The sequence below is a fragment of the Glycomyces tritici genome, assembly GCF_030403505.1.
The window spans coordinates 900,611-925,812 of record NZ_JAUEMJ010000001.1 but is presented as its reverse complement, the minus strand read 5'-3'; the positions used below and the strand labels follow the sequence as shown (position 1 = coordinate 925,812).

Below are 25,202 nucleotides of genomic sequence, written 5' to 3'. Positions count from 1 at the left end.
GCACGACGGTACGACCCGGGTTTCGGCCCTGGCCTGCCGGTTGGGCGGATATGGGTCCGGAGAGACGCGACACGCCCGAACGCGGGGGACGGGAACCCACGCCGCTGACCTGGGCCGTTATACGGCTCCGGAGAGGCGCGCGGGTGAACAGGTGACGCCGCAGAGTCAGGAATACGCAACCGTCGACTGTTGAGAGGGGTTCGCCTCAGTGCCAACCATCCAGCAGCTGGTCCGAAACGGCCGCAAGGCCAAGACCAGCAAAACCAAGACGCCCGCGCTGAAGGGCAGCCCGCAGGCTCGCGGTGTGTGCACGCGTGTGTACACCACGACGCCGAAGAAGCCGAACTCGGCCATGCGCAAGGTCGCCCGTGTGCGCCTCATGAACGGCACCGAGGTCACCGCCTACATCCCGGGTGTGGGCCACAACCTGCAGGAGCACTCCATCGTGCTCGTCCGCGGCGGTCGTGTCCGCGACCTCCCCGGTGTCCGTTACAAGATCATCCGCGGCGCGCTCGACACCCAGGGTGTGCGCGACCGCAAGCAGGCCCGCAGCCGCTACGGCGCGAAGAAGGAGAAGTAAGCCATGCCGCGTAAAGGTCCCGCGCCGCGCCGGCCGCTTACCGCCGACCCGGTCTACAACTCGGTGCTCGTCACCCAGCTGATCAACAAGGTCCTCAAGGACGGCAAGCGCCGCCTCGCCGAGCGCATCGTCTACGAAGCCCTCGAGAACTGCCGCAAGAAGGCCGACTCGGACCCCGTGGTGATCCTCAAGCGTGCGCTCGACAACGTCAAGCCCACCCTCGAGGTCCGCTCCCGCCGCGTCGGCGGTGCGACGTACCAGGTCCCGGTCGACGTTCGTCCGCAGCGCGCCACCACCCTCGGTCTCCGCTGGCTCGTGGGCTACTCCCGCGACCGCCGCGAGAAGAGCATGGTCGAGCGCCTCACGAACGAGATCCTGGACGCTTCGAACGGCCTCGGTGCCGCGGTCAAGAAGCGTGAAGACACGCACAAGATGGCCGATTCCAACAAGGCATTCGCGCACTACCGCTGGTAGTCGCAGAGAGACTGAGAGATCGTGGCTAACAAAGCTAACGCGGCGCTCGCCAAGCTCCGCAACATCGGCATCATGGCCCACATCGACGCGGGCAAGACGACCACCACCGAGCGCATCCTGTACTACACGGGCGTGTCGCACAAGATCGGTGAGGTCCACGACGGCGCCGCGACGATGGACTGGATGGAGCAGGAGCAGGAGCGTGGTATCACCATCACCTCCGCTGCTACCAAGTGCGAGTGGGACGACCACATCATCCAGATCATCGACACGCCCGGCCACGTCGACTTCACCGTCGAAGTGGAGCGCTCGCTGCGCGTGCTGGACTCCGCCATCGCCGTCTACGACGGTGTCGCGGGCGTCGAGCCGCAGACCGAGAACGTCTGGCGCCAGGCGAACAAGTACGACGTTCCGCGCATGTGCTTCGTCAACAAGCTCGACCGCACCGGTGCGAACTTCTTCCGCTGCGTCGAGATGATGCAGGACCGCCTCAACTCCAACACCGCGGTGATCCAGCTGCCGATCGGGAACGAGGCCGACTTCATCGGCGTCGTCGACCTGGTCGAGATGCACGCCAAGGTGTGGCGCGGCGAGACCGGTCTGGGCGAGGAGTACACGGTCGAGGAGATCCCCGCGGACCTGGCCGACCAGGCCGAGGAGTACCGCGAGAAGCTCCTGGAGACCCTCTCGGACGTCGAGGACGAGTTCGCCGAGAAGTTCCTCTCCGGCGAGGAGATCACGACCGCCGAGATCAAGGCCGCGATCCGCAAGGCCACGATCGCCAACCAGATCAACCCGGTGCTCTGCGGCACCGCGTTCAAGAACAAGGGCGTCCAGCCCCTGCTCGACGCGGTCGTGGACTACCTGCCGAGCCCGCTCGACATCCCCGCGATCGAGGGCACGCTCACCGACAACGAGACCCCGGCGCAGCGTCACGCGGACGTCGAGGAGCCCTTCTCCGGTCTGGCCTTCAAGATCCAGACGGACAAGCACCTCGGGCGCCTGACCTACGTCCGGATCTACTCGGGCACGGTCTCCACCGGCACCCAGGTCGTGAACTCGACCAAGGGCCGCAAGGAGCGCGTCGGCAAGATCTACCAGATGCACGCCAACAAGCGTGAGGAGCGCTCGGAGGCGCAGGCGGGCGACATCATCGCGGTGCAGGGCCTCAAGGCCACCACCACCGGTGACACGCTCAGCGACTCCAGCGACCAGGTGATCCTCGAGTCGATGATCTTCCCTGAGCCGGTCATCGACGTGGCCATCGAGCCGAAGTCGAAGGCCGACCAGGACAAGCTGGCCACCGCGATCCAGCGCCTCGCCGAAGAGGACCCGACCTTCCGGGTCAAGACCGACGAGGACTCCGGCCAGACGATCATCTCGGGCATGGGCGAGCTCCACCTCGACATCCTGGTCGACCGCATGAAGCGGGAGTTCAACGTCGAGGCCAACATCGGCAAGCCGCAGGTGGCCTACCGCGAGACGGTCACCCAGCGGATCGAGAAGGTCGAGTACCTGCACAAGAAGCAGACCGGTGGTTCCGGTCAGTTCGCGCGCGTGCTCGTCAACCTCGAACCGCTGGAGATGAAGTCCAACGAGGACGAGATCTTCGCCTTCGAGGACAAGATCACCGGTGGCCGCATCCCGCGCGAGTACATCCCGTCGGTCAAGGCCGGCGCGGAGTCCGCGCTCGAGGACGGCGTCCTGGCGGGCTACCCGCTGGTGGGCGTCAAGATGGAACTGATCGACGGTCAGTACCACGAGGTCGACTCCTCGGAGATGGCCTTCAAGATCGCCGGCCGCATGGCGCTCAAGGAAGCCGCCAAGCGGGCGCGCCCCGTGATCCTCGAGCCGATGATGTCCGTGGAGGTCATCTGCCCCGAGGACAACATGGGCGACGTCATCGGCGACATCAACTCCCGTCGCGGCATGGTCCAGGAGATGGGCGAGCGCGGCAACGACCGTACGGTCAAGGCCGTCGTTCCGCTGTCGGAGATGTTCGGTTACGTCGGCGACCTGCGGTCGAAGACGGCCGGGCGTGCGAACTACTCGATGCAGTTCGACACCTACGCCGAAGTCCCGGCGAACGTCGCCAAGGAGATCATCGCCAAGGCGACAGGCGAGTAAGCGTTTCGGGCGCCCAAGCCTGGGCGCCCGGCGCTGACCACCTGTTGCCAGCAGAGGCGCTGAGTTCCAAAGCGACGCAATAGGTCAGATAAGTCAAACCAGATTTAACCAGTCCACAGGAGGACGAAGTGGCAAAGGCAAAGTTCGAGCGGACCAAGCCGCACGTCAACATCGGCACGCTGGGTCACGTCGACCACGGCAAGACCACGCTCACCGCGGCGATCACCAAGGTCCTGCACGACAAGTTCCCGGACCTGAACCCGTACACGCCGTTCGACGAGATCGACAACGCTCCCGAGGAGCGCCAGCGCGGTATCACGATCTCGATCTCGCACGTCGAGTACCAGACCGAGGCTCGTCACTACGCGCACGTCGACTGCCCCGGCCACGCCGACTACATCAAGAACATGATCACCGGTGCGGCGCAGATGGACGGCGCGATCCTGGTCGTGTCCGCCGCTGACGGCCCCATGCCGCAGACCCGCGAGCACGTCCTGCTCGCCCGCCAGGTCGGCGTTCCTTACGTCGTCGTGGCGCTCAACAAGTCCGACATGGTCGACGACGAGGAGATCCTCGAGCTCGTCGAGATGGAGGTCCGCGAGCTGCTGTCCGACCAGGGCTTCCCGGGCGACGACGCTCCGGTGGTCCAGGTCTCCGCTCTGGGCGCCCTCGAGGGCGAGCAGAAGTGGGTCGACGCCGTCGCCGAGCTCATGCAGGCCGTCGACGACTCGGTCCCGGAGCCGGAGCGCGCGACCGACCTGCCGTTCCTCATGCCGATCGAGGACGTCTTCACCATCACCGGCCGCGGCACCGTGGTCACCGGTCGTGTGGAGCGCGGTGTGCTCCTCCCCAACGAGGAAGTCGAGATCGTCGGCATCCGCGAGGGCGCGATCCAGACCAAGGTCACCGCCATCGAGATGTTCCGCAAGACCCTCGACGACGCGCGCGCCGGTGAGAACGTGGGGCTCCTGCTCCGCGGCACCAAGCGCGAAGAGGTCGAGCGCGGCATGGTCGTCGTCAAGCCGAAGACGACCACCCCGCACACGGACTTCGAGGCCGCGGTCTACATCCTGTCCAAGGACGAAGGCGGCCGTCACACGCCGTTCTTCAACAACTACCGTCCGCAGTTCTACTTCCGGACCACCGACGTGACCGGCGTCGTGACCCTCCCCGAGGGCACCGAGATGGTCATGCCGGGTGACAACACCGACATGAAGGTGGAGCTCATCCAGCCCATCGCCATGGACGAAGGCCTGCTCTTCGCGATCCGCGAGGGTGGCCGCACGGTCGGTTCCGGCCGCGTCACCAAGGTCCTCAAGTAAGACCGCACACCGGGGTGGCCCGACGCCCTAGGCGACGCTCACGAGCCGAGCCGAAGCCAAGGGCCACCCCGGTTCACTTGCGTCTCATACCGAACGCATGGTGACCGGGGGCATCCTCCGGTCCGGCGCATGAGACGTGCACGAAGCGCATACGCGTAACCTGTCCCACTGTTGCCCGACCCCAGCTTGCTGGGCGAATGGGGGAGCAGGCATAATATTCAGGTTGCGTACGCTCCGGCGTTCCCAGTGCTGTGCACTGCGAAGGACACCGGTGCTCACGCCCGGCCCGCGGGCCCGAGTAGGCACTTAGCCGTGCTGAGAGGGACCGTTTCATGACGGGCAGGCGGGCGAGCCAAAGAGACCGGCAAGGGGGACAGCTGTGCCCCCAGGCAAGTCTTAAACTCGCGACACGCCCGACCGCGTGGAGCGGTCTGAACAGCCAATTTACGTTAGGTTAGGAATCATGGCGGGACAGAAGATCCGCATCAGGCTGAAAGCCTACGACCACGAGGTCGTAGACTCCTCGGCCCGCAAGATCGTGGAGACGGTCACCCGTACCGGTGCTGCCATCTCCGGGCCGGTGCCGCTGCCGACTGAGATCAACCGCTTCTGCGTGATCCGGTCGCCGCACAAGTACAAGGACTCGCGCGAGCACTTCGAGATGCGCACGCACAAGCGCCTCATCGACATTCTCGACCCGACCCCGAAGACGGTCGACTCGTTGATGCGCCTTGACCTCCCGGCCGGCGTCGACATCGAGATCAAGCTGTAGGGGACCAATGGACAGGCAGATCAAGGGAATCCTGGGCACCAAGCTCGGCATGACCCAGGTTTGGGACGAGAACGGCCGCGCCGTTCCCGTCACTGTGGTGCAGGCCGGCCCGAACGTGGTCACCCAGGTTCGCAAGCCCGACGTCGACGGCTACTCGGCCGTCCAGCTGGGCTTCGGCGACATCAAACTCAAGAACGTGACCAAGCCGCTTCAGGGCCACTTCGAGAAGGCCGGTGTCGCTCCGCGTCGCCACCTCGTCGAACTGCGCACTGCGGACGCCGCCGACTACGACCTCGGACAGACCGTCGAAGCCACCATCTTCGAAACCGGTCAGCTCGTGGACGTCACCGGCACGACCAAGGGCAAGGGCTTCGCCGGTGTGATGAAGCGCCACGGCTTCGGGGGTCTCCCCGCCAGCCACGGTGCTCACAAGGTCCACCGCGCGCCCGGCTCGATCGGTGGCTGCGCCACCCCGGGCCGCGTCTTCAAGGGCATGCGCATGGCCGGCCGGATGGGTCACTCCCGACACACGACGCAGAACCTGCGCATTCAGGCGGTCGACGCCGAGCGCGGTCTGCTGCTCATCGTGGGCGCCATCCCCGGGCCGAAGAACGGCCTGGTGCTCGTCCGCACGGCAGTCAAGCAGGTGGCATAACCATGAGCCTCGAAATCAACGTGAAGAACGCCTCTGGTGAGGCGACGGGTAAGACCATCGAGCTCCCGGCGTCGATCTTCGACGTCGAGCCGAACATCCCGCTCATGCACCAGGTCGTCACCGCGCAACTGGCCGCCGCCCGCACCGGTTCGGCGAAGACCAAGACCCGCGGCGAAGTCCGCGGCGGTGGCAAGAAGCCGTACCGCCAGAAGGGCACCGGTCGCGCCCGTCAGGGCTCGATCCGCGCGCCGCAGTTCAACGGCGGTGGCGTCGTCCACGGCCCGCAGCCGCGGTCGTACGCCGAGCGGACCCCCAAGAAGATGAAGGCGGCCGCTCTCGCGGGCGCCCTCACCGACCGGGTGCGCGGCGAGAACGTGCACGTCATCGACGCCTTCGTCGAGGGCGAGTCGCCCAAGACGAAGTCCGCGCAGGCCGCTCTGGCCACGATCACCGAGTCCTCCAAGGTCCTGGTGGTCCTCACGCGCGACGAGCAGACCGCGGCCCTGAGCCTGCGGAACCTGCCCGAGGTGCACCTCCTCGACTGGGGCCAGGTCAACACCTACGACGTGCTCAACAACGAGGACATCGTGTTCAGCGAGGCCGCCATCGAGGCGTTCATCGCTGACCGGACTGAGCAGGAGGTCGCGGCGTGAGCGAAGTGACCGTCGCCGACCCGCGCGACATCATCATCAAGCCGGTCATCTCGGAGAAGACCTACACCCTCCTCGGCGAGGGCAAGTACACCTTCGAGGTCGACCCGCGCGCCAACAAGAGCCACATCAAGATCGCTATCAAGCAGATCTTCAACGTGGACGTCAAGAGCGTCAACACCCTGAACCGGTCGGGCAAGCGCAAGCGCACCCGCACGGGCTGGGGACAGCGCAAGAGTGTCAAGCACGCGATCGTCACCGTGGAAGGCGACCCCGGTCGCCTGGGTGAGATCTTCGGCGGACAGATCTCGTAGGAGCTAGAAGAGATGGCTATTCGCAAGTACAAGCCGACGACCCCGGGTCGTCGCGGTTCGAGCGTCTCCGACTTCGCCGAGATCACCCGCTCGACTCCTGAGAAGTCGCTGCTCCGTCCGATCTCCAAGACCGGTGGACGCAACAACTCGGGCAAGATCTCGACCCGTCACCGCGGCGGCGGCCACAAGCGCCGTTACCGCGTGATCGACTTCCGTCGTCACGACAAGGACGGCGTGCCGGCGAAGGTCGCTCACATCGAGTACGACCCCAACCGCACCGCCAACATCGCGCTGCTGCACTACGCGGACGGCGAGAAGCGCTACATCCTGGCCCCCAAGGGCATCAAGCAGGGTGACGTGATCGAGAACGGCCCGGAGGCCGACATCAAGCCCGGCAACTCGCTGGAGCTGCGTCACATTCCGGTCGGTACCACGATCCACGCGGTGGAGCTCAAGCCCGGCGGCGGCGCCGCTCTGGGCCGTTCCGCCGGCGCCTCGATCCAGCTCCTCGCCCGTGAAGGCAAGTACGCGCACCTGCGCATGCCTTCCGGTGAGATCCGCCTGGTCCAGGTCACCTGCCGCGGCACCGTCGGTGAAGTCGGCAACGCCGAGCAGGGCAACATCAACTGGGGCAAGGCCGGCCGCATGCGTTGGAAGGGCTGGCGCCCGACCGTCCGCGGTGTCGTCATGAACCCGGTCGACCACCCGCACGGTGGTGGTGAAGGCCGTACGTCCGGTGGTCGCCACCCGGTGAACCCGCAGGGCAAGCCCGAGGGCCGCACCCGCAAGCGCAACCACCCGAACGACCGGCTCATCGTCCGTCGTCGCAACGTCAACCGGAAGCGAGGGAAGTAGTCCATGGCTCGCAGCCTCAAGAAGGGCCCGTTCATCGACGACCACCTGCAGAAGAAGGTGGACGTTGCGATCGAGACCAAGAGCAAGAACGTCATCAAGACGTGGTCGCGCCGCTCGACGATCACCCCGGACTTCATCGGGTTGACCTTCGGCGTGCACGACGGTCGCAAGCACGTTCCGGTCTACGTCACGGAGAACATGGTCGGGCACAAGCTCGGCGAGTTCGCTCCCACCCGCACGTTCCGCGGGCACGAGAAGGACGACCGGAAGAGCCGTCGCCGCTAGGCCACGGGCTATGAGAAACGAACGAAGGATTTAAAACGATGGCAACAGTGGAGCAGGAGGCTCCGAAGGCGCGCGCGGTGGCGCGGTACGTCCGCGTAGCACCTCGCAAGGCGCGCCGCGTCGTCGACCTCGTGCGTGGTCTGCCCGTGGACGAGGCCTTGACGACTCTCGAGTTCGCGCCTTTCAGCGCGGCCGAGATCGTGTACAAGGTCATCGCGTCGGCTCAGGCGAACGCCGAGAACAACCTCGGTCTCGACCCGGAATCGCTTCTGGTGTCCGAGATCAAGGTCGACGAGGGCCCGACCATGCGTCGGTACCGCCCGCGCGCCCACGGTCGCGCCTACCGGATCAACAAGCGCACCAGCCACATCACCGTGGTGGTCGAGTCGGTCCAGGCCAAGCAGTCCGCCGCTCCCTCGGTTCGCCGGCCCAAGGCCGCCGCCCCGAAGCCGGTCGAGGCTGACGTGAAGTCCGAGAACGCTGAGAAGGAGGAGACCGCCTAATGGGTCAGAAAATCCACCCGCACGGGTACCGCCTCGGCATCAGCGCCGACTGGACCTCGCGTTGGTACGCCGACAAGGAGTACGCCGACTACATCGGCGAGGACGTCAAGATCCGCCAGCTCATGACCAAGGGTCTCGAGCGCGCCGGCATCTCCAAGGTGGAGATCGAACGCACCCGCGAGCGGGTCCGCGTCGACATCCACACCGCCCGCCCGGGCATCGTCATCGGCCGCAAAGGCGCCGAGGCCGATCGTCTGCGCGGCAACCTGGAGAAGCTGACGGGCAAGCAGGTCCAGCTGAACATCATCGAGGTCAAGAACCCCGACATCGATGCGCAGCTCGTCGCCCAGGGCGTCGCGGAGCAGCTGTCCAGCCGTGTCAACTTCCGTCGCGCGATGCGCAAGGCCATTCAGTCGGCCATGCGCAACCCGACCGTGAAGGGCATCAAGGTCCAGTGCTCCGGCCGCCTCGGCGGTGCCGAGATGAGCCGTTCCGAGCAGTACCGCGAGGGCCAGGTCCCTCTGCACACGCTGCGCGCGAACATCGACTACGGCCTGTTCGAGGCCGCCACGACCTTCGGCCGCATCGGCGTGAAGGTCTGGATCTACAAGGGTGAGGCCACGCTCAAGGAGCAGGCCGAGCAGGTGCAGCGTCGCCGGGACTCCGGTCCCGACCGCGGCGGCCGTGGTGGCCGCGGCGGAGCCGGCGCCGCCCGTGGCGGACGCGGCCGTGGTGGCCGTGGCACCGCCGCTCAGCCTGCGGAGGCCGTTGCCGCCGCGCCCGCCGAGTCTGAGAAGCAGGAGGGCTAAGCGACATGCTCATGCCACGGAAACCGCCGCGCGGTTACCGGAAGCCTCACGCTCCGAAGCGCAAGGGCAAGGCCACTCGCGGCACGAAGGTCTCCTTCGGCGAGTACGGCATCCAGGCGCTGGAGCACAGCTATGTGACCAACCGCCAGATCGAGTCCGCTCGTATCGCCATGACCCGCCACATCAAGCGTGGCGGCAAGGTCTGGATCACGATCTTCCCGGACCGTGCGATCACGAAGAAGCCCGCCGAGACCCGTCAGGGTTCCGGTAAGGGTTCGCCCGAGTTCTGGGTGGCGAACGTCAAGCCCGGCCGCGTCATGTTCGAGCTTTCGTATCCGACCGAGGAGATCGCCCACGAGGCGCTCCAGCGGGCGATCCACAAGCTGCCGATGAAGTGCCGCATCGTCTCTCGTGAAGGGGCAGGTGAGTAGCAATGGCTACTGGTATCGACACCGGTGAGCTGCGCGAGCTCAACGACAAGGAACTCCAGGCGAAGCTCGTGGAGAAGAAGGAAGAGCTGTTCAACCTGCGGGTCCGTAACGCTACGGGCCAGCTGGAGAACAACCACGAGCTCGGTCTGGTCCGCAAGGAGATCGCGCGGATCTACACCGTGATGAACGAGCGCCGGTTGGGCCTCAGCGCCGCGCCGGAGGAGGTTGAGAAGTGAGCGAGGAAACTCAGACTCGCGGTCGGCGCAAGGTCCTTGAGGGCTTCGTGACCGGCGACAAGATGGACAAGACCGCTGTCGTCGAGGTCGAAGACCGCAAGAAGCACCCGCTGTACGGCAAGGTCATTCGGTCCAACAAGAAGTACAAGGCTCACGACGAGAACAACGAGGCCGGCATCGGCGACCGCGTCTCCATCATGGAGACCCGTCCGCTGTCGAAGACCAAGCGTTGGCGCATCGTCGAGATCCTCGAGAAGGCGAAGTAGGGGGATCGGGACGTGATTCAGCAAGAGTCGCGGCTCAAGGTCGCCGACAACACCGGTGCGCGGGAGATCCTGTGCATCCGTGTCCTCGGCGGCTCCGGCCGACGCTACGCCGGTATCGGCGACACGATCGTGGCGACCGTCAAGGACGCCAACCCCGGAGCCGGGGTGAAGAAGGGTGACGTCGTCAAGGCGGTCATCGTTCGGACGGTCAAGGAGACGCGCCGTCCCGACGGCACGTACATCAAGTTCGACGAGAACGCCGCCGTCCTCGTCAAGGACGGCGAACCGCGAGGGACCCGTATCTTCGGGCCGGTCGCCCGCGAACTGCGCGACAAGCAGTTCATGAAGATCATCTCCCTCGCACCGGAGGTGCTGTAAGAGATGAAGATCAAGAAGGGCGACCGAGTCCGCGTCATCGCGGGCAAGGACAAGGGAGCCGAGGGCCTGGTGCTGGAGTCGTACCCCGACCGCGAGCGCGTGCTCGTCGAGGGCGTCAACCGCATCACCAAGCACACCAAGGCCGGGCAGACCGCGCGCGGTTCGAAGACCGGTGGCATCGTGGTGCAGGAATCCGCGATCCACATCTCGAACGTGCAGGTCCTGGACGCCGACAACCAGCCCACCCGCGTGGGCTACCGGTTCGGCGACGACGGCCGCAAGGTCCGCGTTTCGAAGCGGACGGGTAAGGACCTGTAATGACTGACGTTGCAGAGAAGGTCCAGCCGCGCCTGAAGGAGACTTACCGCTCCGAGATCAGGCCCGCGCTGCAGGACCAGTTCAAGTACGTGAACATCCACCAGATCCCCGGTCTGACGAAGATCGTGGTCAACATGGGTGTCGGCGAGGCCGCTCGCGACTCGAAGCTCATCAACGGTGCGCTGGAGGACCTGACCACCATCACCGGTCAGAAGCCTCTCGTCCGTCGGGCCAAGAAGTCGATCGCGCAGTTCAAGCTGCGCGAGGGCCAGGCGATCGGCGCGAAGGTGACCCTTCGCGGCGACCGCATGTGGGAGTTCCTCGACCGCCTTCTGGCGATCGCGCTGCCGCGCATCCGCGACTTCCGCGGTCTTTCGGACCAGCAGTTCGACGGCAACGGGAACTACACCTTCGGTCTCACCGAGCAGAGCGTGTTCCCCGAGATCGACCAGGACAAGATCGACCGGGTTCGCGGTATGGACATCACGCTGGTGACCACTGCGAAGACCGACGACGAAGGCCGGGCGTTCCTGAAGCTGCTCGGCTTCCCGTTCAAGGAGAACGACAATGGCTAAGAAAGCCCTCATCGCGAAGGCCAAGCGGAAGCCGAAGTTCGCCGTGCGCGCCTACACCCGCTGCCAGAAGTGCGGCCGGCCGAAGGCCGTCTACCGCAAGTTCGGCCTGTGCCGCGTCTGCGTGCGCGACATGGCCCACGCGGGTGAACTCCCGGGCGTCCACAAGGCTTCCTGGTAACTCCAGGGCCCATAGCTCCGATCGCCACAGGCCCCGCCAGTCTTCATAAGGCGGGGAACCGGGGTGAGAAAGGTAAACAACGCTAATGACAATGACCGACCCGATCGCAGACATGCTGACCCGTCTGCGGAACGCCAACCAGGCGTACCACGACGAGCTCAAGATGCCGCACTCCAAGATGAAGGCCTCCATCGCGGAGGTCCTCAAGCAGGAGGGCTACATCGCCGAGTGGAAGGTCGTGGACCCTGAAGAGGGCAAAGTCGGCAAGACCTTGGTGATCGACCTGAAGTTCGGCGAGCGCCGCGAGCGGTCCCTTGCGGGCCTGCGCCGCGTCTCCAAGCCGGGCCTGCGGGTCTACGCCAAGTCCACTGAGCTGCCGCGCGTCCTCGGCGGCCTGGGTGTGGCCATCGTGTCCACCTCCCAGGGCCTGCTGACGGACCGCCAGGCTCGCAAGCGCGGCGTTGGCGGCGAAGTCATCGCCTACGTCTGGTAGCAGGAGGGTATAAGCATGTCCCGCATTGGGAAGCAGCCGATTCTGGTGCCCTCCGGCGTCGAGCTCAAGATCGATGGCGCGACGGTGACCGTGAAGGGCCCCAAGGGCCAGCTCAGCACTGAGCTGCCCGAGCCGATCACCATCGAGAAGAACGAGGACGGGACCTTCGCGGTCACCCGCCCCAACGACGAGCGCAAGTCCCGGGCCCTGCACGGCCTGGCCCGCAGCCTCGTCAACAACATGGTCGTCGGCGTCTCGGAGGGCTACAAGAAGTCCCTCGAGATCAACGGCACCGGTTACCGGGCCGTCGCCAAGGGCAAGGGCGTGGAGATGAGCCTCGGCTTCTCCCACACCATCCAGGTCGACGCTCCGGAAGGCATCTCGTTCAAGGTCGAGAAGCCGACCCTGCTGCACGTCGAGGGCATCGACAAGCAGCTCGTCGGTCAGGTCGCGTCGAACATTCGCCGTCTGCGTCCGCCGGAGCCCTACAAGGGCAAGGGCGTCAAGTACGTCGACGAGCGCATCCGCCGCAAGGCCGGAAAGGCTGGTAAGTAATGGCGAGCAAACTCGAAAACCGCCGCCCGTCCGGCTCGGTCTCCGAGCGTCGCCGGATCGGCAAGAACCGGCGCCACTTCCGTGGCCGCAAGAAGATCACGGGTACGGCCTCGCAGCCGCGCCTCGCGGTCTTCCGGTCCTCGAAGCACATCGTGGCCCAGGTCATCGACGACGTCACCGGCCACACGCTGGCCGCCGCGTCGACGGTGGAAGCCGGCCTCCGTGCGTTCGAGGGCGACAAGACCGCCAAGGCCAAGGAAGTCGGCAAGCTGGTCGCCGAGCGCGCCAAGGAAGCCGGCGTCGAAGCGGTCGTGTTCGACCGCGGTGGTGTCAAGTACCACGGCCGCGTTGCGGCCCTGGCCGACGCCGCCCGTGACAACGGCCTGAAGTTCTAGGACTTCAGAACGGTTTCGAAGCCGGGAAGGAGCATCTGCTCCTTCCCGGCTTTCGTCGTATTCGGTGTGATTTGCGACGGGACCGCCGCGGGTCGCGTCGGCGGCGGTCGCGGGTCTGGGTCAGGATGGGCGGGTGCGTTCGCCGAAGCTCTCCCGCAAGACCGTGCTCGTCTCGAGCGTCGCCGGGGCCTTCGCGGTCGTCGGCGGCGGTGCAGTGCTCATCGAGGCCGCTTCGCGGCGCGGCGAGGAGCAGCCGCAGGGCGACGAGCCGGCGGCCCCGACCCCGGAGCGGGTCGAGACGCAGCTCGCCGAGATGTCCCTGGAGGACAAGGTCGGCCAGCTGTTCATGGTCTACGTGCACGGCGAGTCGGCTGACACCGGCCAGGCCGATGCGGTCGCCTCGAACATGGAGCGGCTCGGCGCGGCCAACGGCGCCGCGTTCATCGCCGCCTTCAAGCCCGGCGGGATCATCTACTTCGACTGGTCCAACGGACTGTCCGATCCTGACCAGGTCGCGGCGCTCTCGAACGGCCTCCAGGAGGCCTCCGAGATCCCGCTGTTCATCGCCACCGACCAGGAGTACGGCTCGGTCGTGCGGATCGGCGAGCCGGCCACGCAGTTCCCCGGGGCGATGCCGCTGGGGGCGACCCGGGACACCGAGGCCGCGCGCCGGGCGGCCGAGGCCGCCGGCGCGGAGCTGCGCGCGATGGGCCTCAACCTCAACTTCGCGCCGGACTCGGACGTGAACGTGGACCCGCGGAACCCGGTCATCGGGGTGCGGTCCTTCAGCTCGGACCCGGCGCTCGTCGCCGAGTTCACGGCCGCGCAGACGGGCGGCTACCAGGCCGGGGGCGTGGCGGTCGCCGCCAAGCACTTCCCCGGGCATGGCGACACGGGCACGGACAGCCACGTGGGCCTGCCCGTCATCACGCACACCGCCGAGGAGTGGGAGCGGATCGACGCCCCGCCGTTCACGGCCGCGATCGACGCCGGGACCGACATGGTCATGTCAGGCCACCTCCAGTTTCCGGCGCTCGACGACTCGTTGAAGCCCGCCACGCTCTCGGCGCCGATCCTCACCGGCCTGCTGCGCGAGCGGCTCGGCTTCGACGGCGTGGTCGTCACCGACTCCCTCGAGATGGAGGGGGTCCGCGCCGAGTACGGGGACGAGCGGGTGCCGGTGATGGCGCTGCAGGCCGGGGTCGACATGCTGCTCATGCCGCCGGACTTCCAGCTGGCCTTCGAGGCGGTGCTGGCGGCCGTCGAATCGGGGGAGCTGACCGAGGAGCGCATCGACGCCTCCGTGCGGCGCCTGCTCGCCCTCAAGGCCGCCCGCGGCATCATCGCGGAGCCCTCGACCGACCCCGCCGGCACGGACGTGGTCGGCTCGGAGGAGCACCGGCAGGTCGCCGCCGACATCGCCGACCGCTCGATCACGCTGCTCGCCAACGACGGCACCCTGCCGTTCGCGGCCGGGAGCGTACTGGTCACCGGCTGGGGCGAGAACACCACCGCCCGCCTGGCCGAATCCCTGGGTGCCGAAGGGCTGCAGGCGGAAGCGCTCGTCACCGGCGAGGAGCCGAGCGCGGACCAGATCAAGGCCGCCGTCGCCGCCGCCGCGGGCCGCGACCTCGTGGTCGTCACGACGTACGGCGTGCAGGCCGGCGGGGCCCAGGCCGACCTGGTCGCCGAACTGCTGAACGCCGGGGTCCCGGTCGTCCACGCAGCGGTCGGCACGCCCTACGACGCCGCGCACCTCGGCTCGGTCAACGCGAGCCTGGCGACCTACTCGTACACGGCCGCCTCCCTGGCGTCCCTGGCGAAGGTGATCACCGGCGCGGTCGACCCGAGCGGGACGCTCCCGGTGGACGTGCCCGGAGCGGACGGCGCGGTCGCCTTCGCGTTCGGCCACGGCCTGCGCTACCCGTAGGGCCGTTCACCTGCGCGTAGCAGAAAGTTATTTTCACACGCTTGACTCCCTGTGGAACTTCTCTTCATACTGGGTTCCGGGTGCAAAACCGTGCACTCCTCCCATTCCACTGATCTCCTCACAAGCAGGGAGTAATAGTGCTGCGTCTCTCAACCCTCAATGTCCCCACCGGCCGAGCAGGCCTCCGAAACCCCCGCCGGAGCCTGAGGGCGGCCGTCGTGCTCCTCGCGGCCACCGTCCTCACCGTCGCCGGGCTGACCCTCGCGAGCCCGGCCCAGGCGCAGACCCGCGTCGCCGGCATCGACGTCTCCAACTACCAGGGCTCGATCAACTGGACCTCCGTCAGGAACTCCGGCGTCCAGTGGGCCTACATCAAGGCCACCGAGGGCACCACCTACAAGGACCCCCGGTTCAACACCAACTACGTGGCGGCCTACAACGCGGGCGTCATCCGCGGGGCGTACCACTTCGCCCGGCCCGGCAGCTCCAGCGGCACCGCGCAGGCGGACTACTTCGCCAGCAACGGCGGCGGCTGGTCGGCCGACAACCTGACCCTCCCCGGCGCGGTCGACCTGGAGGCCCCGCCCTCGGGCGCGGCCTGCTACGGCCTGAGCACCACCCAGATGCGCACGTGGATCACCGACTTCTACAACCGGTACAAGACGCGCACCGGCCGCGACGTGGTCATCTACACGACCGCCTCCTGGTGGAACTCCTGCACCGGCTCGTGGACCGGCATGGCCTCCAAGAGCCCCTTGTGGATCGCGCACTGGGGCGCGGCGAGCCCGGCCCTCCCGGCGGGCTGGAGCAGCACGACCTGGACGTTCTGGCAGTACACCGCCACCGGATCGGTCTCCGGCATCGCCGGCAACGTCGACCGCGACCACTTCAACGGATCGAGGGACCGCCTCCTGGCCCTCGCCAACAACACCTGACGCGGGTCACGGAGAGGCGGGGGCCCTTGCGGTCCCCGCCTTCGTCGTGCTCAGGCGCGCTGGCGGCCTGAGACCGCCGCCGCCGTGGCGGCGAGGGCTTTGGCGGTTCGCTTGCGCTGCTTGGCCGCCACGCCGACGAAGAGGCAGTCGACGACCATGAGCTGCGCGATGCGGCTGACCGTGGCACCGGAGCGGAACGTCGTTTCCCTTGCGGCGGTGGTCAAGACGAGGTCCGCCGCCTTCGCGAGCGGCGAGCGCGCGTGGTTGGTGATGGCGATCGTGGTCGCCTCGCGGTCGCGCGCGGACTCCAGGAACTCGACGGTCTCGGTGGTCGCCCCGGAGTGGGAGATCGCGACCGCCACGTCCTTCGGGCTCGCGAGCGCGGTCGCCACGAGCGCGGCGTGCACGTCCGGCCAGGAGAACGCGGTGCAGCCGATGCGGTGGAGCTTCTTGACGAGGTCCGAGGCGACGATCCCCGAGGCCTCGACGCCGAAGACGTCGATGCGGCCCGCGGCCGCGAGGGCGGCGACGGCGGCTTCGCAGGCGGCCGTGTCGAGGGCGTTCGCGGTGTCGGTGATCGCGCCGACGTCCGCGTAGGAGACGGTGGCGATGATGCGGGACATGTCGGCGCCCGTGGGGATGTCGCCGCCCGCGATCTCGCGGTCCGGGCCCTCGCCGGTGCCGATGACGGCCTGCGCGGCGCGCATGCGAAGCTCTCGGTGCCCGGCGAGGCCGAGGGAGCGGCAGAACCGCACCACGGTGGCCTCGGAGGTGCCCGCGGCGCGGGCGAGCTCGGTGATCGTCCGGGTCGAGGCGGCCTCGGGCTCGCGGATGATCTCTTGGGCGACCTTGGTCTCCGCCTTCGACAGCGAAGGCAGGACGGACTTGATGAGCACCAGGAGGTTGGGCGTGTCGGTGCGGCTGGCAGGCATGACGTCACCGTACACCTGCGCGGGCGCCCCCACGGTACGGCGTGATTCTTCATGTCCAGTCGGTGGGATGAAAATTCATTTCATTGCGCTAGGCTCGCAACTGTGAGTGAGACGACCGAGCGCCTGCGGGCGCGCACGCAGCTGGCCACCTTGGCAACCGAGCAGGCCGACCCCCGCTACGCCGGGATCGAGGCGCTCGCGACCCTCGACTTGGCGCGCACCATGAACGAGGCCGACGCGAGCGTCGCGGCCGCCGTCGCCGCGGTGCTCCCGGACGTGGCCGCCGCGATCGACGCCGTGGCCGAGCGGCTCGCCAAAGGCGGGCGACTGCGGTACGTGGGGGCCGGGACGGCCGGGCGCATGGCGGTCATGGACGCCGCCGAGTGCCCGCCCACGTTCTCGACCGACCCCGAACTGGTGAAGGCGATCCTCGCGGGCGGCAGGGCCGCCGAAGGCGGCGCGGTGGAAGGCACCGAGGACGACGCGGCGGCCGGGGCGGCGGCCATGGCCGCCGAGGACATCGGCCCCGCCGACGCGGTGGTCGGCCTGGCCGCGAGCGGCCGCACCCCGTTCGTGGTCGCGGCGGTCGAGGAGGCCCGGCGGCGCGGGGCGCTGACCGTGGGCCTGTCGTGCAACGCCGGCACGCTCCTGTCGGCTGCGGCCGAGCACCGCATCGAGGTCGAGGTCGGGCCCGAGGTCGTGGCCGGTTCGACGCGTCTGAAATCGGGCACGGCGCAGAAGTTCGTGCTCAACATGATCTCGACGATCACGATGGTGCGCTTGGGGAAGGTCTACCGGAACTACATGGTGGACATGCGGGTCGCCAACTCGAAGCTCGCGGCGCGGGCGGTGCGGATGATCCGCGAGATCACCGGCGCCGACGCCGAGGCCGCAGAGGCGGCGCTGGCCGCCTCCGGCGAGCATGTGAAGACCGCGGTGGTCATGCTCGAGCTCGGTGTCGAAGCGGCCGAGGCGAAGGCGCGGCTGGAGGCGGCCGAAGGCCGCCTCTCGGGGGCGCTCAAGGCGGCCTGAGCGCAGGGTGAGCCTGACTCGCGTGCTGTTCGATGTCGGACCCGTGTGGGAGCGTCATCGCATTTATTCGGTTGGTCGGAGGTGGATGCGGGTGGGAAGGGGCATGCCCTACGCCTGCCGCCAGACGGCCCTCCCGGCCGCCGACGGCCCGCCCCTCCGACAGGCCAGCGCCCGGTTGCCGCGCGCCCCGCTGGAGCCGCTCAGCGGCTAGCGCCAGGCGAGTTGGCGGTGGAGGCGGACGCGGGCTTCGGGGTCGGTGACGAAGGCGCTGGCGGCCATCCAGGCCGCGCCGATCGCGGGGTCGGTGGCCTTGCTGATGCCGGCCTTCGGGTACACGAGCCGGAACCGCTCCTGGAGCAGTGCGGCGATCGGGGTCGGGCGCGTCAGGAGGCTTCCGGCCATGACGATCGGCAGTTCGCGGTCGACCACGTACGAGACGGATTCGGCGAGGTGCCCGACCGCCCTGGCGACGATCGACTCGGCGACCGGGTCGCCGCCGTCGGCCGCCTCGCATACGAGCGCGGAGAAGCGCGAGAGCCGCACCGGCGGGTCCGCCATGCACTTGGCGACGAGCGCGCCCGAGCGCCGCTTGTCCGGTGAGATCGCGGCGATGATGGCCTCGACGAGCCGCCCGCCGGGGCCGTTGCCGTCGATGTGCCGCAGTGTGGCGCGCACGGCCTCGCGGCCGAGCCAGAAGCCCGAGCCGGCGTCGCCGAAGAGCCAGCCGTAGCCGTCGGAGCGCAGGGCGGGGGTGCGGTCGCGGATCGCGAACGCCACCGCGCCGGTGCCCGAGACCACGACGGTGCCGTCCGGTGCGGACGATCCGGCCGCGAAGGCGATCACCGCGTCGGAGACGACCCGGACGTCGCACTGGGTCGCGAAGCGCCGCTTGAGGTCCGCGGAGAGTTCGCGCACTTCCTCGGTGAGCGAGAGCGCTCCGGCCGTGCCGATGCAGACCGAGCCGACCTCGGTAGGGTCGATGCCGCCGAGGGCCCGCTGGAACGCGAGGGCCATGTTGGACAGCGCGATCTCCCGGTCGCCGCCGACCGGATTGGCCGGTCCTGAGGCGCCGGTGCCGAGCAGTGCGCCGGTCTCGTCGATGAGGACGGCGCGGCTGCTGGTCCCGCCGGCGTCGAGGCCGACGGCGAGTCTTGCGTGCATGTTGGGGTCCCCGCTCCTTGCGATACCAGCAGTATCCGCCTTCGGTGCAAATCAGTAAAAATAATTCTCATGAACTTGACACGAGTGTGTCACAGGTAATAGTTTTTCTTGCATCCACCTCCCGAAGGGGATGCCAATGGAGCGAACCAGCCCAGATGCGCCCATCGCACCCGCCGCGGCCGGAGTCCTCGAACGGATCCGGCACGGCGCCAGTGAACTGTCCGAAGCCATGTCCAAAGTGGCCGAACAAGTGCTCGCCGACCCCGAAGCCGCGGCTCGGGCCACGATCATGGACCTCGCTGAAATCTCGGGCACCTCCCCAGGAACCATCACCCGATTCTGCCGTCATCTCGGATATGACGGTTACGCAGCCCTCAGGGTTGCAATCGCAACCGAAACGGGACGCGCCTCCGCCCGCCGCGAGACCGGCTGGGACGTCAACATCGGCCAGGAGATCGCCCCCTCCGACCCCCTCGACCGGGTCCTCAAGCAGCTCATCACCATCGACGCCGCGATGCTCCGCGACACCGTCGACACCCTCGACCTCGCCGCCGTCGAGCGCGTCGCCGCCCGCGTCTGCGACGCCCGCCGCGTCGACGTCTACGGCGTCGGCACGAGTGCCACCGTCGCCCGCGAACTCCAGATGGGCTTCTACCGCACCGGCGTCGCCGCCTGGGTCTGGACCGAGGTCCACGACGCCCTCGCCAGCGCCGCCCTCCTCGGCGCCGGGGACGTCGCGTTCGCCGTCTCCCTCTCCGGGTCCACCGCCGAGGTCATCGAGATGCTCTCCGAGGCCGACAGCCGCGGCGCGCTCACCGTGGCCCTCACCGGCGACGCCGACTCGGCGCTCGCGGACATCGCGGACATCTGCCTGACCTCGGCCACCACCCGCACCGGCCACCGCGCCGACCTGCTCGCGTCCCGGCACTCGGCGCTGCTCGTCGCCGACCTCGTCCACATCGCGGTCGCGCAGCAGCGCTTCCCCGCAGCCCTCGAGGCCCTGGAGTCCCGGGCCCGAGCCGTGGTCGGCCACCGGCCGGCGCGCCAACGCGACGGAGCGGGCTGACCCGCCCGCCGTCCACAGCGGTCTTGCCCAACCTGCAAACCCCCTTGAAGGAGCGACCATGACGAACACGCCAGCCGACAAGCATCCGATGTTCAACCGCCGCAACCTGTTCGGCGCCACCGCTGCCGGCATCGCGGCCTCCTCGCTGGCGGCCTGCGCCACCAGCGGCGGGGACGACGACGCCGACGAGGTCACCGTGGGGGAGGACGCCGAGAACCCCTTCGGCGTCGACCCCAAGGCGCCCTTGGACGTCGTCATCTTCGACGGCGGCTTCGGCAACGAGTACGCCGTCGCGCACCAGGAGATCTACAAGCGGGCCTTCCCCGAGGCCGATGTCGAGCACACGGCGACGCAGGCGATCGCGGAGACGCAGCAGCCGCGCTTCGCCGAAGGCAAGCCCGCCGACGTCCTCGACAACTCCGGCGCGCAGCAGATCCCGATGGACGCGCTCGTGAGCGACGGCGAGCTCGCCGAGCTCACCCCGCTGCTCGAAGCGCCGTCCTACGACGACCCCGAGATGACCGTGCGCGACACGCTCCGCGACGGCGTGCTCGAGGCCGGCACCTTCAACGGCAAGGTCTACGCCCTCAACTACGTGTTCAACGCGTGGACGATCTGGTACGACGCCAAGCTCTTCCGCGACCAGGGCTGGACCCCGCCGACCACCTGGGACGAGATGATCGCCCTCTGCCCGACCATCAAGGCCGCAGGGATCGCGCCGTGGACCTACGCCGGGCAGCACCCGGTGTACCTCTACGACATGTTCCTCATGCTCGCCGGCAGGCACGGCGGCGTCCAGGTCCTCAAGGACATCGACAACCTGAAAGAAGGCGCCTGGGGCCACGAGTCCGTGGCGCTGGCGGCCGAGGCGATGCACAGCCTCGGCGCGTCCGGGTTCCTCCTCGACGGCAGCGCGGGCATCGACCACATCCAGTCGCAGACGGCCTTCAACAACAACGAGGCCGCGTTCCTGCCGTGCGGCTCCTGGCTTCCCAACGAGCAGAAGGCGATCGCCCCGGCCGACTTCGAGTACGCCCCGATGGGCGTGCCCTACCTCGAGGGCAGTGCGCAGCCGGGGCTGATCAGCGCCGGCGGCGACGAGCCGTTCGTGGTGCCGAAGAACGCGACCAACCTCGCGGGCGCGTACGAGTACCTGCGGATCATGCTCTCGCAGGAGGGCTCGCAGATCTTCGGCGACACCGTGCAGGCCACCACCGTCGTCAAGGGCGTGGCGCTCGACAACGAGGCCGCGAAGATGACCGACGCCCTGGTGTCCAACCCGGACGACATGTTCCAGCCGCAGTTCCGGTACTGGTACACGAAGATGAACGAGGAGGTGCGCCCCGCGCTCGGCCAGCTCATCAACGCCGAGTCGACGCCCGAGGAGTTCATCGAGCGGATGCAGACGGTCGCGGACGAGACCGCCGCCGACGACACCGTGGAGAAGTTCACCCACGACGACTAGCCGCGACGAACCGAGAGGAGGGCCTGGGCTGTGAAGCACGGCAAGTACCCGTTCATTTTGAGCTTCCTGGCACTGCCGGTGGGGCTGTACGCCTGGCTGGTGATCCTGCCGTTCGCCCAGGCCTTCCAGATCTCCCTGACCGACTGGTCGGGGTCGTCGAACTCGTTCGAGTACATCGGGTTCGACAACTACGTGAACCTCTTCAAGGACGAGCGGCTCGTCCTGCCCGCCTTGCGGCACACCGGGATCATCCTGGTGGTGCTGCCGGTCGTGACGATCACGCTGGGCCTGTTCTTCGCGTTCATGCTCAACCTCGGCGGGCGGGTCCGCCGGGGCCGCATCGAGGGCGTGCGCGGGGCCCGGTTCCACAAGATCGTGTACTTCTTCCCGCAGGTGCTCTCGGTGGCGATCATCGGCATCCTCTGGAAGCAGGTGTACGCGCCCGAGAACTTCGGCGGCCTCATCACGGGGGCGCTCACCGCGGTCGGGCTCCCGGCCCCGGTCAACGGGTTCCTCGCCGACAAGCAGTTGGTGCTGGCGGCGGTGATCGGCGTCCTGGTGTGGAGCGCGGTCGGGTTCTACCTGGTGTTCTTCTCATCGGCGATGGCCTCGATCCCGCGCGACCTGTACGAGGCGGCGGTCATCGACGGCGCCGGGCGGGGTCCGATGTTCTTCCGGATCACGCTGCCGCTCCTGTGGGACTCGGTGCAGACCGCGTGGATCTACCTCTCGATCGTGGCCCTGGACGTGTTCGTCCTCATCTATGTGATGACGCCCGAGCGCGGCGGGCCCGACGCGGCGAGCGAAGTGGTCGGCGGGGTCATCTGGAAGTACGCGTTCAACCACGGCGAGCAGGCGTTCGCGTCGGCGCTGGGCGTGGTCCTGTTCTTCGCCGCCCTGTCCTTGGCGGTCGTGTCGCTGCGGTTCGGCCGCCGCGAGCGGATCGAGTTCTGAGGAGCGACATGGCAACCGACACCGCCCCCGAGACAGCACCCGAGACGACCGAGGCCGGTCCCGCCAGGGCCCCGCAGCGCGCCCCGCGGCCCGAGGGGAACGTGCTCAACGTGTTCTCGCAGGGCTTCCTGTGGCTGTGGGCGCTCATGGTCATCATCCCGGTGGTCTGGATCGTCATGTCCTCCTTCAAGACCACCCGGGAGATCGCGTCGAACCCGCTCGGCCTGCCCGAGGCGATGCACTGGGCGAACTACGTGAACGCCTGGACGAACGGGAACATCGGCGGCTACTTCCTCAACACCCTGCAGGTCATGGTCTTCAGCGTCGCCGGCACCATGCTGCTGGGCGCGATGGCCGCGTACGTGCTGGCGCGCTACGAGTTCCCCGGGAACCGCGCCATCTACCTCGGGTTCGCCGCGGGGATGATGTTCCCGGTGTTCCTGGCCCTGTTCCCGCTGTTCAAGACGTTGCAGAACGTCGCACTGCTGAACACCTACACCGGTCTCGTGCTCGTGTACATCGCCTACTCGCTGCCGTTCACGGTGTTCTTCCTGACGGCGTTCTTCCGCACGCTCCCGACCGGGGTCGCCGAGGCCGCGGTCGTGGACGGCGCCGGGCACTACCGGTTGTTCTTCCAGGTGATGCTGCCCATGGCGAAACCCGGCCTGATCGCCATCACGATCTTCAACATCATCGGGCAGTGGAACCAGTTCCTGCTGCCGCTGGTGCTCCTGGGCCGCAACCCCGAGGACGCGATGATCTCCCAGGGGCTCGCGAACCTCGCACTGCGCCAAGGCTACGAAGGCGACTCGGGCGCGCTCTTCGCCGGCACCGTGCTCGCCATGATCCCGATCTTCGTCGCCTACCTCCTCTTCCAGCGCCAGATCCAGGCCGGCCTGACCGCGGGCGCCATCAAGTAGGCGGCGCGCCGAGGTTTATAGAAGTATAGTTATAAAAACTGTAGTTCTATAAACCCGGGAGCTTTCGTGGACAAACCGCAAGAAATGTTCGACCGCGATAGCGAATGGGCTGCTCTGTCCGCTTTCGTGACCGACGATCGGCCTGGAGCAACCCTCGGCGTGGTGTCGGGACGCAGGCGCCAGGGCAAGACCTTCCTGCTCGACGCGATCACCAGGGCGGCGGGCGGCTTCTACTTCGGCGCGACCGAAGCTACGAACGCCGAGTCGCTGCGGCGGTTCAGCGATGCCCTCACCCGGTTCTCGTCCCCACCATCCGCCTACCACTTCGAGGACTGGGTCGAAGCGGTCGACGCACTCCTTGCGCTCGGAGTCGCCCGCCCGATCCCGATCGTCATCGACGAATTCCCGTACCTTGCCAGGGCCAACCCCGAACTGCCGTCGATCCTTCAGCAGGCTTTCGGTCCGCTGCGGCCGGAACGCACCGGCTCCCGTGCGCGGCTCCTGCTGTGCGGGTCGGCCATGTCCTTCATGGGCCGGCTCCTGTCCGGCAGTGCGCCTCTGCGAGGCCGCGCAGGTCTGGAGCTGGTGGTTCCGCCGCTCGAATACCGGATGGCCGCTCAGTTCTGGGGCATCGAGGACCCCGAGCTCGCGATCAAAACCCACGCGATCGTCGGCGGTACCCCCGCGTATCCGAATGAATTCCTCCGCGGCGACGTGCCTCGGGGACCCGAAGACTTCGATGCATGGGTGGTCCGCACGGTTCTCAACCCGCAGACACCGTTGTTCCGCGAAGGACGCTACCTGCTGGCGGAGGAGGCCGATGTGCGCGATCCGGCCATCTACCTGTCGGTGCTCTCCGCGGTCGCGGACGGCAATACGACGCGGGGCGGTATTGCGACATACCTGGGGCGCAAGGCCATTGATGTCGCCCATCCAATCGCGGTACTAGAGGACATCGGCCTCCTGCGGCGTGACGGTGACGCCTTCCGAAAGAACCGTTCGGCCTTCCGCATCGCCGAGCCTCTGGTCGCCTTCTACGCCGGCATCATGCGCCCGGTTTGGGACCAGCTCCAGCGCCCCGGCATGGCTGAGCGGGTATGGAAGGCGTCCGGCCACCGCTTCGCCAGCAAGATCCTCGGCCCGCACTTCGAGCAACTGTGTCGGGAATGGGCGCTGTTCCATGCTGATCCGGAAGTCTTCGGCGGTATGCCGACCTCGGTGGCCAGCGGAGGTGTCAATGACCCCGACGCCCGCACGCTGCACGAGGTCGACGTCGTCACCATCGAATCGACCGGTTCAGGCAAGCCGCGCTTGCTCGCCATCGGGGAGGCGAAATGGCAGGACACCATGGGCCGCGCCCATCTGGAACGGCTCGAACACATCCGGACGATCCTCAGGAAGTCGGGTTCCTTCGACACGACCGAGACGCGGCTGCTCTGCTTCAGTGGCGCGGGATTCAACGACCACCTGCGAGAAGCGTCCGAGTCCCGGAACGACTTGCGGCTCATCGGGGCCGCCGATCTCTACCGAGCAGTGGGATAGGTCAAGCCGAGAAGAGTATAGAAGTTGGTACTCACAATTTTGGTACTCTCCGCTCGCAGAGTACCAAAATCTATACTCTTCTCTTCCTGACCGC

Annotated in this window: 32 protein-coding genes; 30 read left to right on the top strand and 2 right to left on the bottom strand. The window is 67.6% G+C overall.

The window, feature by feature from the left end; translation table 11 throughout:
* Positions 1-208 precede the first annotated feature (208 nt).
* The 24 genes from rpsL to QWI33_RS04160 all read left to right on the top strand — a co-directional run bounded on the left by rpsL (position 209) and on the right by QWI33_RS04160 (position 16,036).
* Positions 209-580 carry a 30S ribosomal protein S12 gene (gene rpsL / locus QWI33_RS04275; protein WP_270114993.1) on the top strand — a complete coding sequence of 124 codons (372 nt, stop codon included), beginning with the start codon at positions 209-211 and terminating at the stop codon, positions 578-580.
* A gap of 3 nt (positions 581-583) precedes the next feature.
* Positions 584-1,054, top strand: a complete 471-nt coding sequence (gene rpsG, locus QWI33_RS04270) for a 30S ribosomal protein S7 (RefSeq protein ID WP_030155149.1) — start codon at positions 584-586, stop codon at positions 1,052-1,054.
* A 21-nt stretch (positions 1,055-1,075) separates the two neighbouring features.
* Positions 1,076-3,181: an elongation factor G gene (fusA, locus tag QWI33_RS04265; RefSeq protein ID WP_289955235.1), complete on the top strand. Its 2,106-nt coding sequence runs from the start codon at positions 1,076-1,078 to the stop codon at positions 3,179-3,181.
* A gap of 128 nt (positions 3,182-3,309) precedes the next feature.
* Positions 3,310-4,503: an elongation factor Tu gene (gene tuf, locus QWI33_RS04260; protein ID WP_270109021.1), complete on the top strand. Its 1,194-nt coding sequence runs from the start codon at positions 3,310-3,312 to the stop codon at positions 4,501-4,503.
* A gap of 463 nt (positions 4,504-4,966) precedes the next feature.
* Entirely contained in the window at positions 4,967-5,275 is a 309-nt protein-coding gene (rpsJ, locus tag QWI33_RS04255; protein WP_026922761.1) for a 30S ribosomal protein S10, read from the top strand.
* A gap of 7 nt (positions 5,276-5,282) precedes the next feature.
* The gene (gene rplC, locus QWI33_RS04250; protein ID WP_289955228.1) at positions 5,283-5,930 is read left to right on the top strand and encodes a 50S ribosomal protein L3; all 648 of its coding nucleotides are present in this window, start codon (positions 5,283-5,285) and stop codon (positions 5,928-5,930) included.
* A 2-nt stretch (positions 5,931-5,932) separates the two neighbouring features.
* Complete coding sequence (gene rplD / locus QWI33_RS04245) at positions 5,933-6,583, top strand: 50S ribosomal protein L4 (RefSeq protein WP_289955226.1); 651 nt, start codon at positions 5,933-5,935, stop codon at positions 6,581-6,583.
* A complete protein-coding gene (gene rplW, locus QWI33_RS04240) occupies positions 6,580-6,894 on the top strand; it encodes a 50S ribosomal protein L23 (RefSeq protein ID WP_030155137.1) in 315 nt (104 codons plus the stop codon). Before rplD ends, rplW begins: the two co-directional genes overlap by 4 nt.
* A 12-nt stretch (positions 6,895-6,906) precedes the next feature.
* Entirely contained in the window at positions 6,907-7,749 is an 843-nt protein-coding gene (rplB, locus tag QWI33_RS04235) for a 50S ribosomal protein L2 (protein WP_228094838.1), read from the top strand.
* Between the two features lie 3 nt (positions 7,750-7,752).
* Positions 7,753-8,034, top strand: coding sequence for a 30S ribosomal protein S19 (gene rpsS, locus QWI33_RS04230; RefSeq protein WP_208496280.1), 282 nt, complete (start codon positions 7,753-7,755; stop codon positions 8,032-8,034).
* 38 nt (positions 8,035-8,072) lie between these two features.
* On the top strand, positions 8,073-8,537 hold the full coding sequence (rplV, locus tag QWI33_RS04225) for a 50S ribosomal protein L22 (protein WP_205326518.1): 465 nt from the start codon (positions 8,073-8,075) through the stop codon (positions 8,535-8,537).
* The gene (rpsC, locus tag QWI33_RS04220) at positions 8,537-9,346 is read left to right on the top strand and encodes a 30S ribosomal protein S3 (protein WP_289955211.1); all 810 of its coding nucleotides are present in this window, start codon (positions 8,537-8,539) and stop codon (positions 9,344-9,346) included. Before rplV ends, rpsC begins: the two co-directional genes overlap by 1 nt.
* 5 nt (positions 9,347-9,351) lie before the next feature.
* Complete coding sequence (gene rplP, locus QWI33_RS04215; RefSeq protein WP_136528409.1) at positions 9,352-9,777, top strand: 50S ribosomal protein L16; 426 nt, start codon at positions 9,352-9,354, stop codon at positions 9,775-9,777.
* A gap of 2 nt (positions 9,778-9,779) precedes the next feature.
* Complete coding sequence (gene rpmC, locus QWI33_RS04210; protein ID WP_205326516.1) at positions 9,780-10,013, top strand: 50S ribosomal protein L29; 234 nt, start codon at positions 9,780-9,782, stop codon at positions 10,011-10,013.
* Positions 10,010-10,279, top strand: coding sequence for a 30S ribosomal protein S17 (gene rpsQ / locus QWI33_RS04205; protein ID WP_289955202.1), 270 nt, complete (start codon positions 10,010-10,012; stop codon positions 10,277-10,279). The genes rpmC and rpsQ overlap by 4 nt, the downstream gene beginning before the upstream one ends.
* Positions 10,280-10,291: 12 nt before the next feature.
* The gene (gene rplN, locus QWI33_RS04200; protein WP_270114987.1) at positions 10,292-10,657 is read left to right on the top strand and encodes a 50S ribosomal protein L14; all 366 of its coding nucleotides are present in this window, start codon (positions 10,292-10,294) and stop codon (positions 10,655-10,657) included.
* Between the two features lie 3 nt (positions 10,658-10,660).
* Positions 10,661-10,975 carry a 50S ribosomal protein L24 gene (gene rplX, locus QWI33_RS04195; RefSeq protein ID WP_289955198.1) on the top strand — a complete coding sequence of 105 codons (315 nt, stop codon included), beginning with the start codon at positions 10,661-10,663 and terminating at the stop codon, positions 10,973-10,975.
* Positions 10,975-11,550, top strand: coding sequence for a 50S ribosomal protein L5 (gene rplE / locus QWI33_RS04190; protein WP_289955196.1), 576 nt, complete (start codon positions 10,975-10,977; stop codon positions 11,548-11,550). The genes rplX and rplE overlap by 1 nt, the downstream gene beginning before the upstream one ends.
* A complete protein-coding gene (locus QWI33_RS04185) occupies positions 11,543-11,728 on the top strand; it encodes a type Z 30S ribosomal protein S14 (RefSeq protein WP_030155111.1) in 186 nt (61 codons plus the stop codon). The genes rplE and QWI33_RS04185 overlap by 8 nt, the downstream gene beginning before the upstream one ends.
* 85 nt (positions 11,729-11,813) lie before the next feature.
* Positions 11,814-12,221: a 30S ribosomal protein S8 gene (gene rpsH, locus QWI33_RS04180; protein ID WP_270114982.1), complete on the top strand. Its 408-nt coding sequence runs from the start codon at positions 11,814-11,816 to the stop codon at positions 12,219-12,221.
* A gap of 15 nt (positions 12,222-12,236) precedes the next feature.
* Positions 12,237-12,776 carry a 50S ribosomal protein L6 gene (rplF, locus tag QWI33_RS04175; RefSeq protein WP_289955182.1) on the top strand — a complete coding sequence of 180 codons (540 nt, stop codon included), beginning with the start codon at positions 12,237-12,239 and terminating at the stop codon, positions 12,774-12,776.
* Complete coding sequence (gene rplR / locus QWI33_RS04170) at positions 12,776-13,171, top strand: 50S ribosomal protein L18 (protein WP_289955180.1); 396 nt, start codon at positions 12,776-12,778, stop codon at positions 13,169-13,171. Before rplF ends, rplR begins: the two co-directional genes overlap by 1 nt.
* Positions 13,172-13,304: 133 nt before the next feature.
* On the top strand, positions 13,305-15,101 hold the full coding sequence (locus QWI33_RS04165) for a glycoside hydrolase family 3 protein (RefSeq protein WP_289955179.1): 1,797 nt from the start codon (positions 13,305-13,307) through the stop codon (positions 15,099-15,101).
* Between the two features lie 254 nt (positions 15,102-15,355).
* Positions 15,356-16,036, top strand: coding sequence for a GH25 family lysozyme (locus tag QWI33_RS04160; protein WP_353895391.1), 681 nt, complete (start codon positions 15,356-15,358; stop codon positions 16,034-16,036).
* 50 nt (positions 16,037-16,086) lie between these two features.
* On the opposite strand, the gene QWI33_RS04155 is transcribed toward QWI33_RS04160, so the two are convergent.
* Entirely contained in the window at positions 16,087-16,968 is an 882-nt protein-coding gene (locus QWI33_RS04155) for a MurR/RpiR family transcriptional regulator (protein ID WP_289955175.1), read from the bottom strand.
* Between the two features lie 102 nt (positions 16,969-17,070).
* Here QWI33_RS04155 and murQ point away from each other — a divergent pair, with 102 nt between their 5' ends.
* Positions 17,071-18,000, top strand: a complete 930-nt coding sequence (gene murQ / locus QWI33_RS04150; RefSeq protein WP_289955174.1) for an N-acetylmuramic acid 6-phosphate etherase — start codon at positions 17,071-17,073, stop codon at positions 17,998-18,000.
* Between the two features lie 207 nt (positions 18,001-18,207).
* On the opposite strand, the gene QWI33_RS04145 is transcribed toward murQ, so the two are convergent.
* The gene (locus QWI33_RS04145; RefSeq protein WP_289955171.1) at positions 18,208-19,161 is read right to left on the bottom strand and encodes an N-acetylglucosamine kinase; all 954 of its coding nucleotides are present in this window, start codon (positions 19,159-19,161) and stop codon (positions 18,208-18,210) included.
* A gap of 136 nt (positions 19,162-19,297) precedes the next feature.
* Here QWI33_RS04145 and QWI33_RS04140 point away from each other — a divergent pair, with 136 nt between their 5' ends.
* From QWI33_RS04140 to QWI33_RS04120, 5 genes are all read left to right on the top strand, one after another.
* Positions 19,298-20,227 carry a MurR/RpiR family transcriptional regulator gene (locus tag QWI33_RS04140; RefSeq protein ID WP_289955169.1) on the top strand — a complete coding sequence of 310 codons (930 nt, stop codon included), beginning with the start codon at positions 19,298-19,300 and terminating at the stop codon, positions 20,225-20,227.
* Positions 20,228-20,285: 58 nt separating this feature from the next.
* Positions 20,286-21,692 carry an N-acetylglucosamine/diacetylchitobiose ABC transporter substrate-binding protein gene (gene ngcE / locus QWI33_RS04135; RefSeq protein WP_289955167.1) on the top strand — a complete coding sequence of 469 codons (1,407 nt, stop codon included), beginning with the start codon at positions 20,286-20,288 and terminating at the stop codon, positions 21,690-21,692.
* 30 nt (positions 21,693-21,722) lie between these two features.
* The gene (locus QWI33_RS04130; RefSeq protein ID WP_289955165.1) at positions 21,723-22,646 is read left to right on the top strand and encodes a carbohydrate ABC transporter permease; all 924 of its coding nucleotides are present in this window, start codon (positions 21,723-21,725) and stop codon (positions 22,644-22,646) included.
* Positions 22,647-22,654: 8 nt separating this feature from the next.
* Complete coding sequence (locus tag QWI33_RS04125) at positions 22,655-23,566, top strand: carbohydrate ABC transporter permease (RefSeq protein ID WP_289955163.1); 912 nt, start codon at positions 22,655-22,657, stop codon at positions 23,564-23,566.
* 66 nt (positions 23,567-23,632) lie between these two features.
* Positions 23,633-25,108 carry an AAA family ATPase gene (locus tag QWI33_RS04120; RefSeq protein ID WP_289955161.1) on the top strand — a complete coding sequence of 492 codons (1,476 nt, stop codon included), beginning with the start codon at positions 23,633-23,635 and terminating at the stop codon, positions 25,106-25,108.
* The last annotated feature ends 94 nt before the right edge of the window (positions 25,109-25,202 follow it).

What these genes read in the sequence shown, in the direction of transcription:
- rplD (WP_289955226.1), top strand. Translation starts at nt 5,933, where the DNA reads ATGAGCCTCGAAATCAACGTGAAGAACGCCTCTGGTGAGGCGACGGGT.
- rpsH (WP_270114982.1), top strand. Translation starts at nt 11,814, where the DNA reads ATGACAATGACCGACCCGATCGCAGACATGCTGACCCGTCTGCGGAAC.
- rplF (WP_289955182.1), top strand. Translation starts at nt 12,237, where the DNA reads ATGTCCCGCATTGGGAAGCAGCCGATTCTGGTGCCCTCCGGCGTCGAG.
- rpmC (WP_205326516.1), top strand. Translation starts at nt 9,780, where the DNA reads ATGGCTACTGGTATCGACACCGGTGAGCTGCGCGAGCTCAACGACAAG.
- QWI33_RS04185 (WP_030155111.1), top strand. Translation starts at nt 11,543, where the DNA reads ATGGCTAAGAAAGCCCTCATCGCGAAGGCCAAGCGGAAGCCGAAGTTC.
- rpsS (WP_208496280.1), top strand. Translation starts at nt 7,753, where the DNA reads ATGGCTCGCAGCCTCAAGAAGGGCCCGTTCATCGACGACCACCTGCAG.
- rplR (WP_289955180.1), top strand. Translation starts at nt 12,776, where the DNA reads ATGGCGAGCAAACTCGAAAACCGCCGCCCGTCCGGCTCGGTCTCCGAG.
- rplE (WP_289955196.1), top strand. Translation starts at nt 10,975, where the DNA reads ATGACTGACGTTGCAGAGAAGGTCCAGCCGCGCCTGAAGGAGACTTAC.
- rplC (WP_289955228.1), top strand. Translation starts at nt 5,283, where the DNA reads ATGGACAGGCAGATCAAGGGAATCCTGGGCACCAAGCTCGGCATGACC.
- QWI33_RS04145 (WP_289955171.1), bottom strand. Translation starts at nt 19,161, where the DNA reads ATGCACGCAAGACTCGCCGTCGGCCTCGACGCCGGCGGGACCAGCAGC.
- ngcE (WP_289955167.1), top strand. Translation starts at nt 20,286, where the DNA reads ATGACGAACACGCCAGCCGACAAGCATCCGATGTTCAACCGCCGCAAC.
- rpsC (WP_289955211.1), top strand. Translation starts at nt 8,537, where the DNA reads ATGGGTCAGAAAATCCACCCGCACGGGTACCGCCTCGGCATCAGCGCC.
- QWI33_RS04125 (WP_289955163.1), top strand. Translation starts at nt 22,655, where the DNA reads ATGGCAACCGACACCGCCCCCGAGACAGCACCCGAGACGACCGAGGCC.
- rplP (WP_136528409.1), top strand. Translation starts at nt 9,352, where the DNA reads ATGCTCATGCCACGGAAACCGCCGCGCGGTTACCGGAAGCCTCACGCT.
- QWI33_RS04155 (WP_289955175.1), bottom strand. Translation starts at nt 16,968, where the DNA reads ATGCCTGCCAGCCGCACCGACACGCCCAACCTCCTGGTGCTCATCAAG.
- rpsJ (WP_026922761.1), top strand. Translation starts at nt 4,967, where the DNA reads ATGGCGGGACAGAAGATCCGCATCAGGCTGAAAGCCTACGACCACGAG.
- rplX (WP_289955198.1), top strand. Translation starts at nt 10,661, where the DNA reads ATGAAGATCAAGAAGGGCGACCGAGTCCGCGTCATCGCGGGCAAGGAC.
- rpsG (WP_030155149.1), top strand. Translation starts at nt 584, where the DNA reads ATGCCGCGTAAAGGTCCCGCGCCGCGCCGGCCGCTTACCGCCGACCCG.
- rplB (WP_228094838.1), top strand. Translation starts at nt 6,907, where the DNA reads ATGGCTATTCGCAAGTACAAGCCGACGACCCCGGGTCGTCGCGGTTCG.
- rplV (WP_205326518.1), top strand. Translation starts at nt 8,073, where the DNA reads ATGGCAACAGTGGAGCAGGAGGCTCCGAAGGCGCGCGCGGTGGCGCGG.
- QWI33_RS04140 (WP_289955169.1), top strand. Translation starts at nt 19,298, where the DNA reads ATGGAGCGAACCAGCCCAGATGCGCCCATCGCACCCGCCGCGGCCGGA.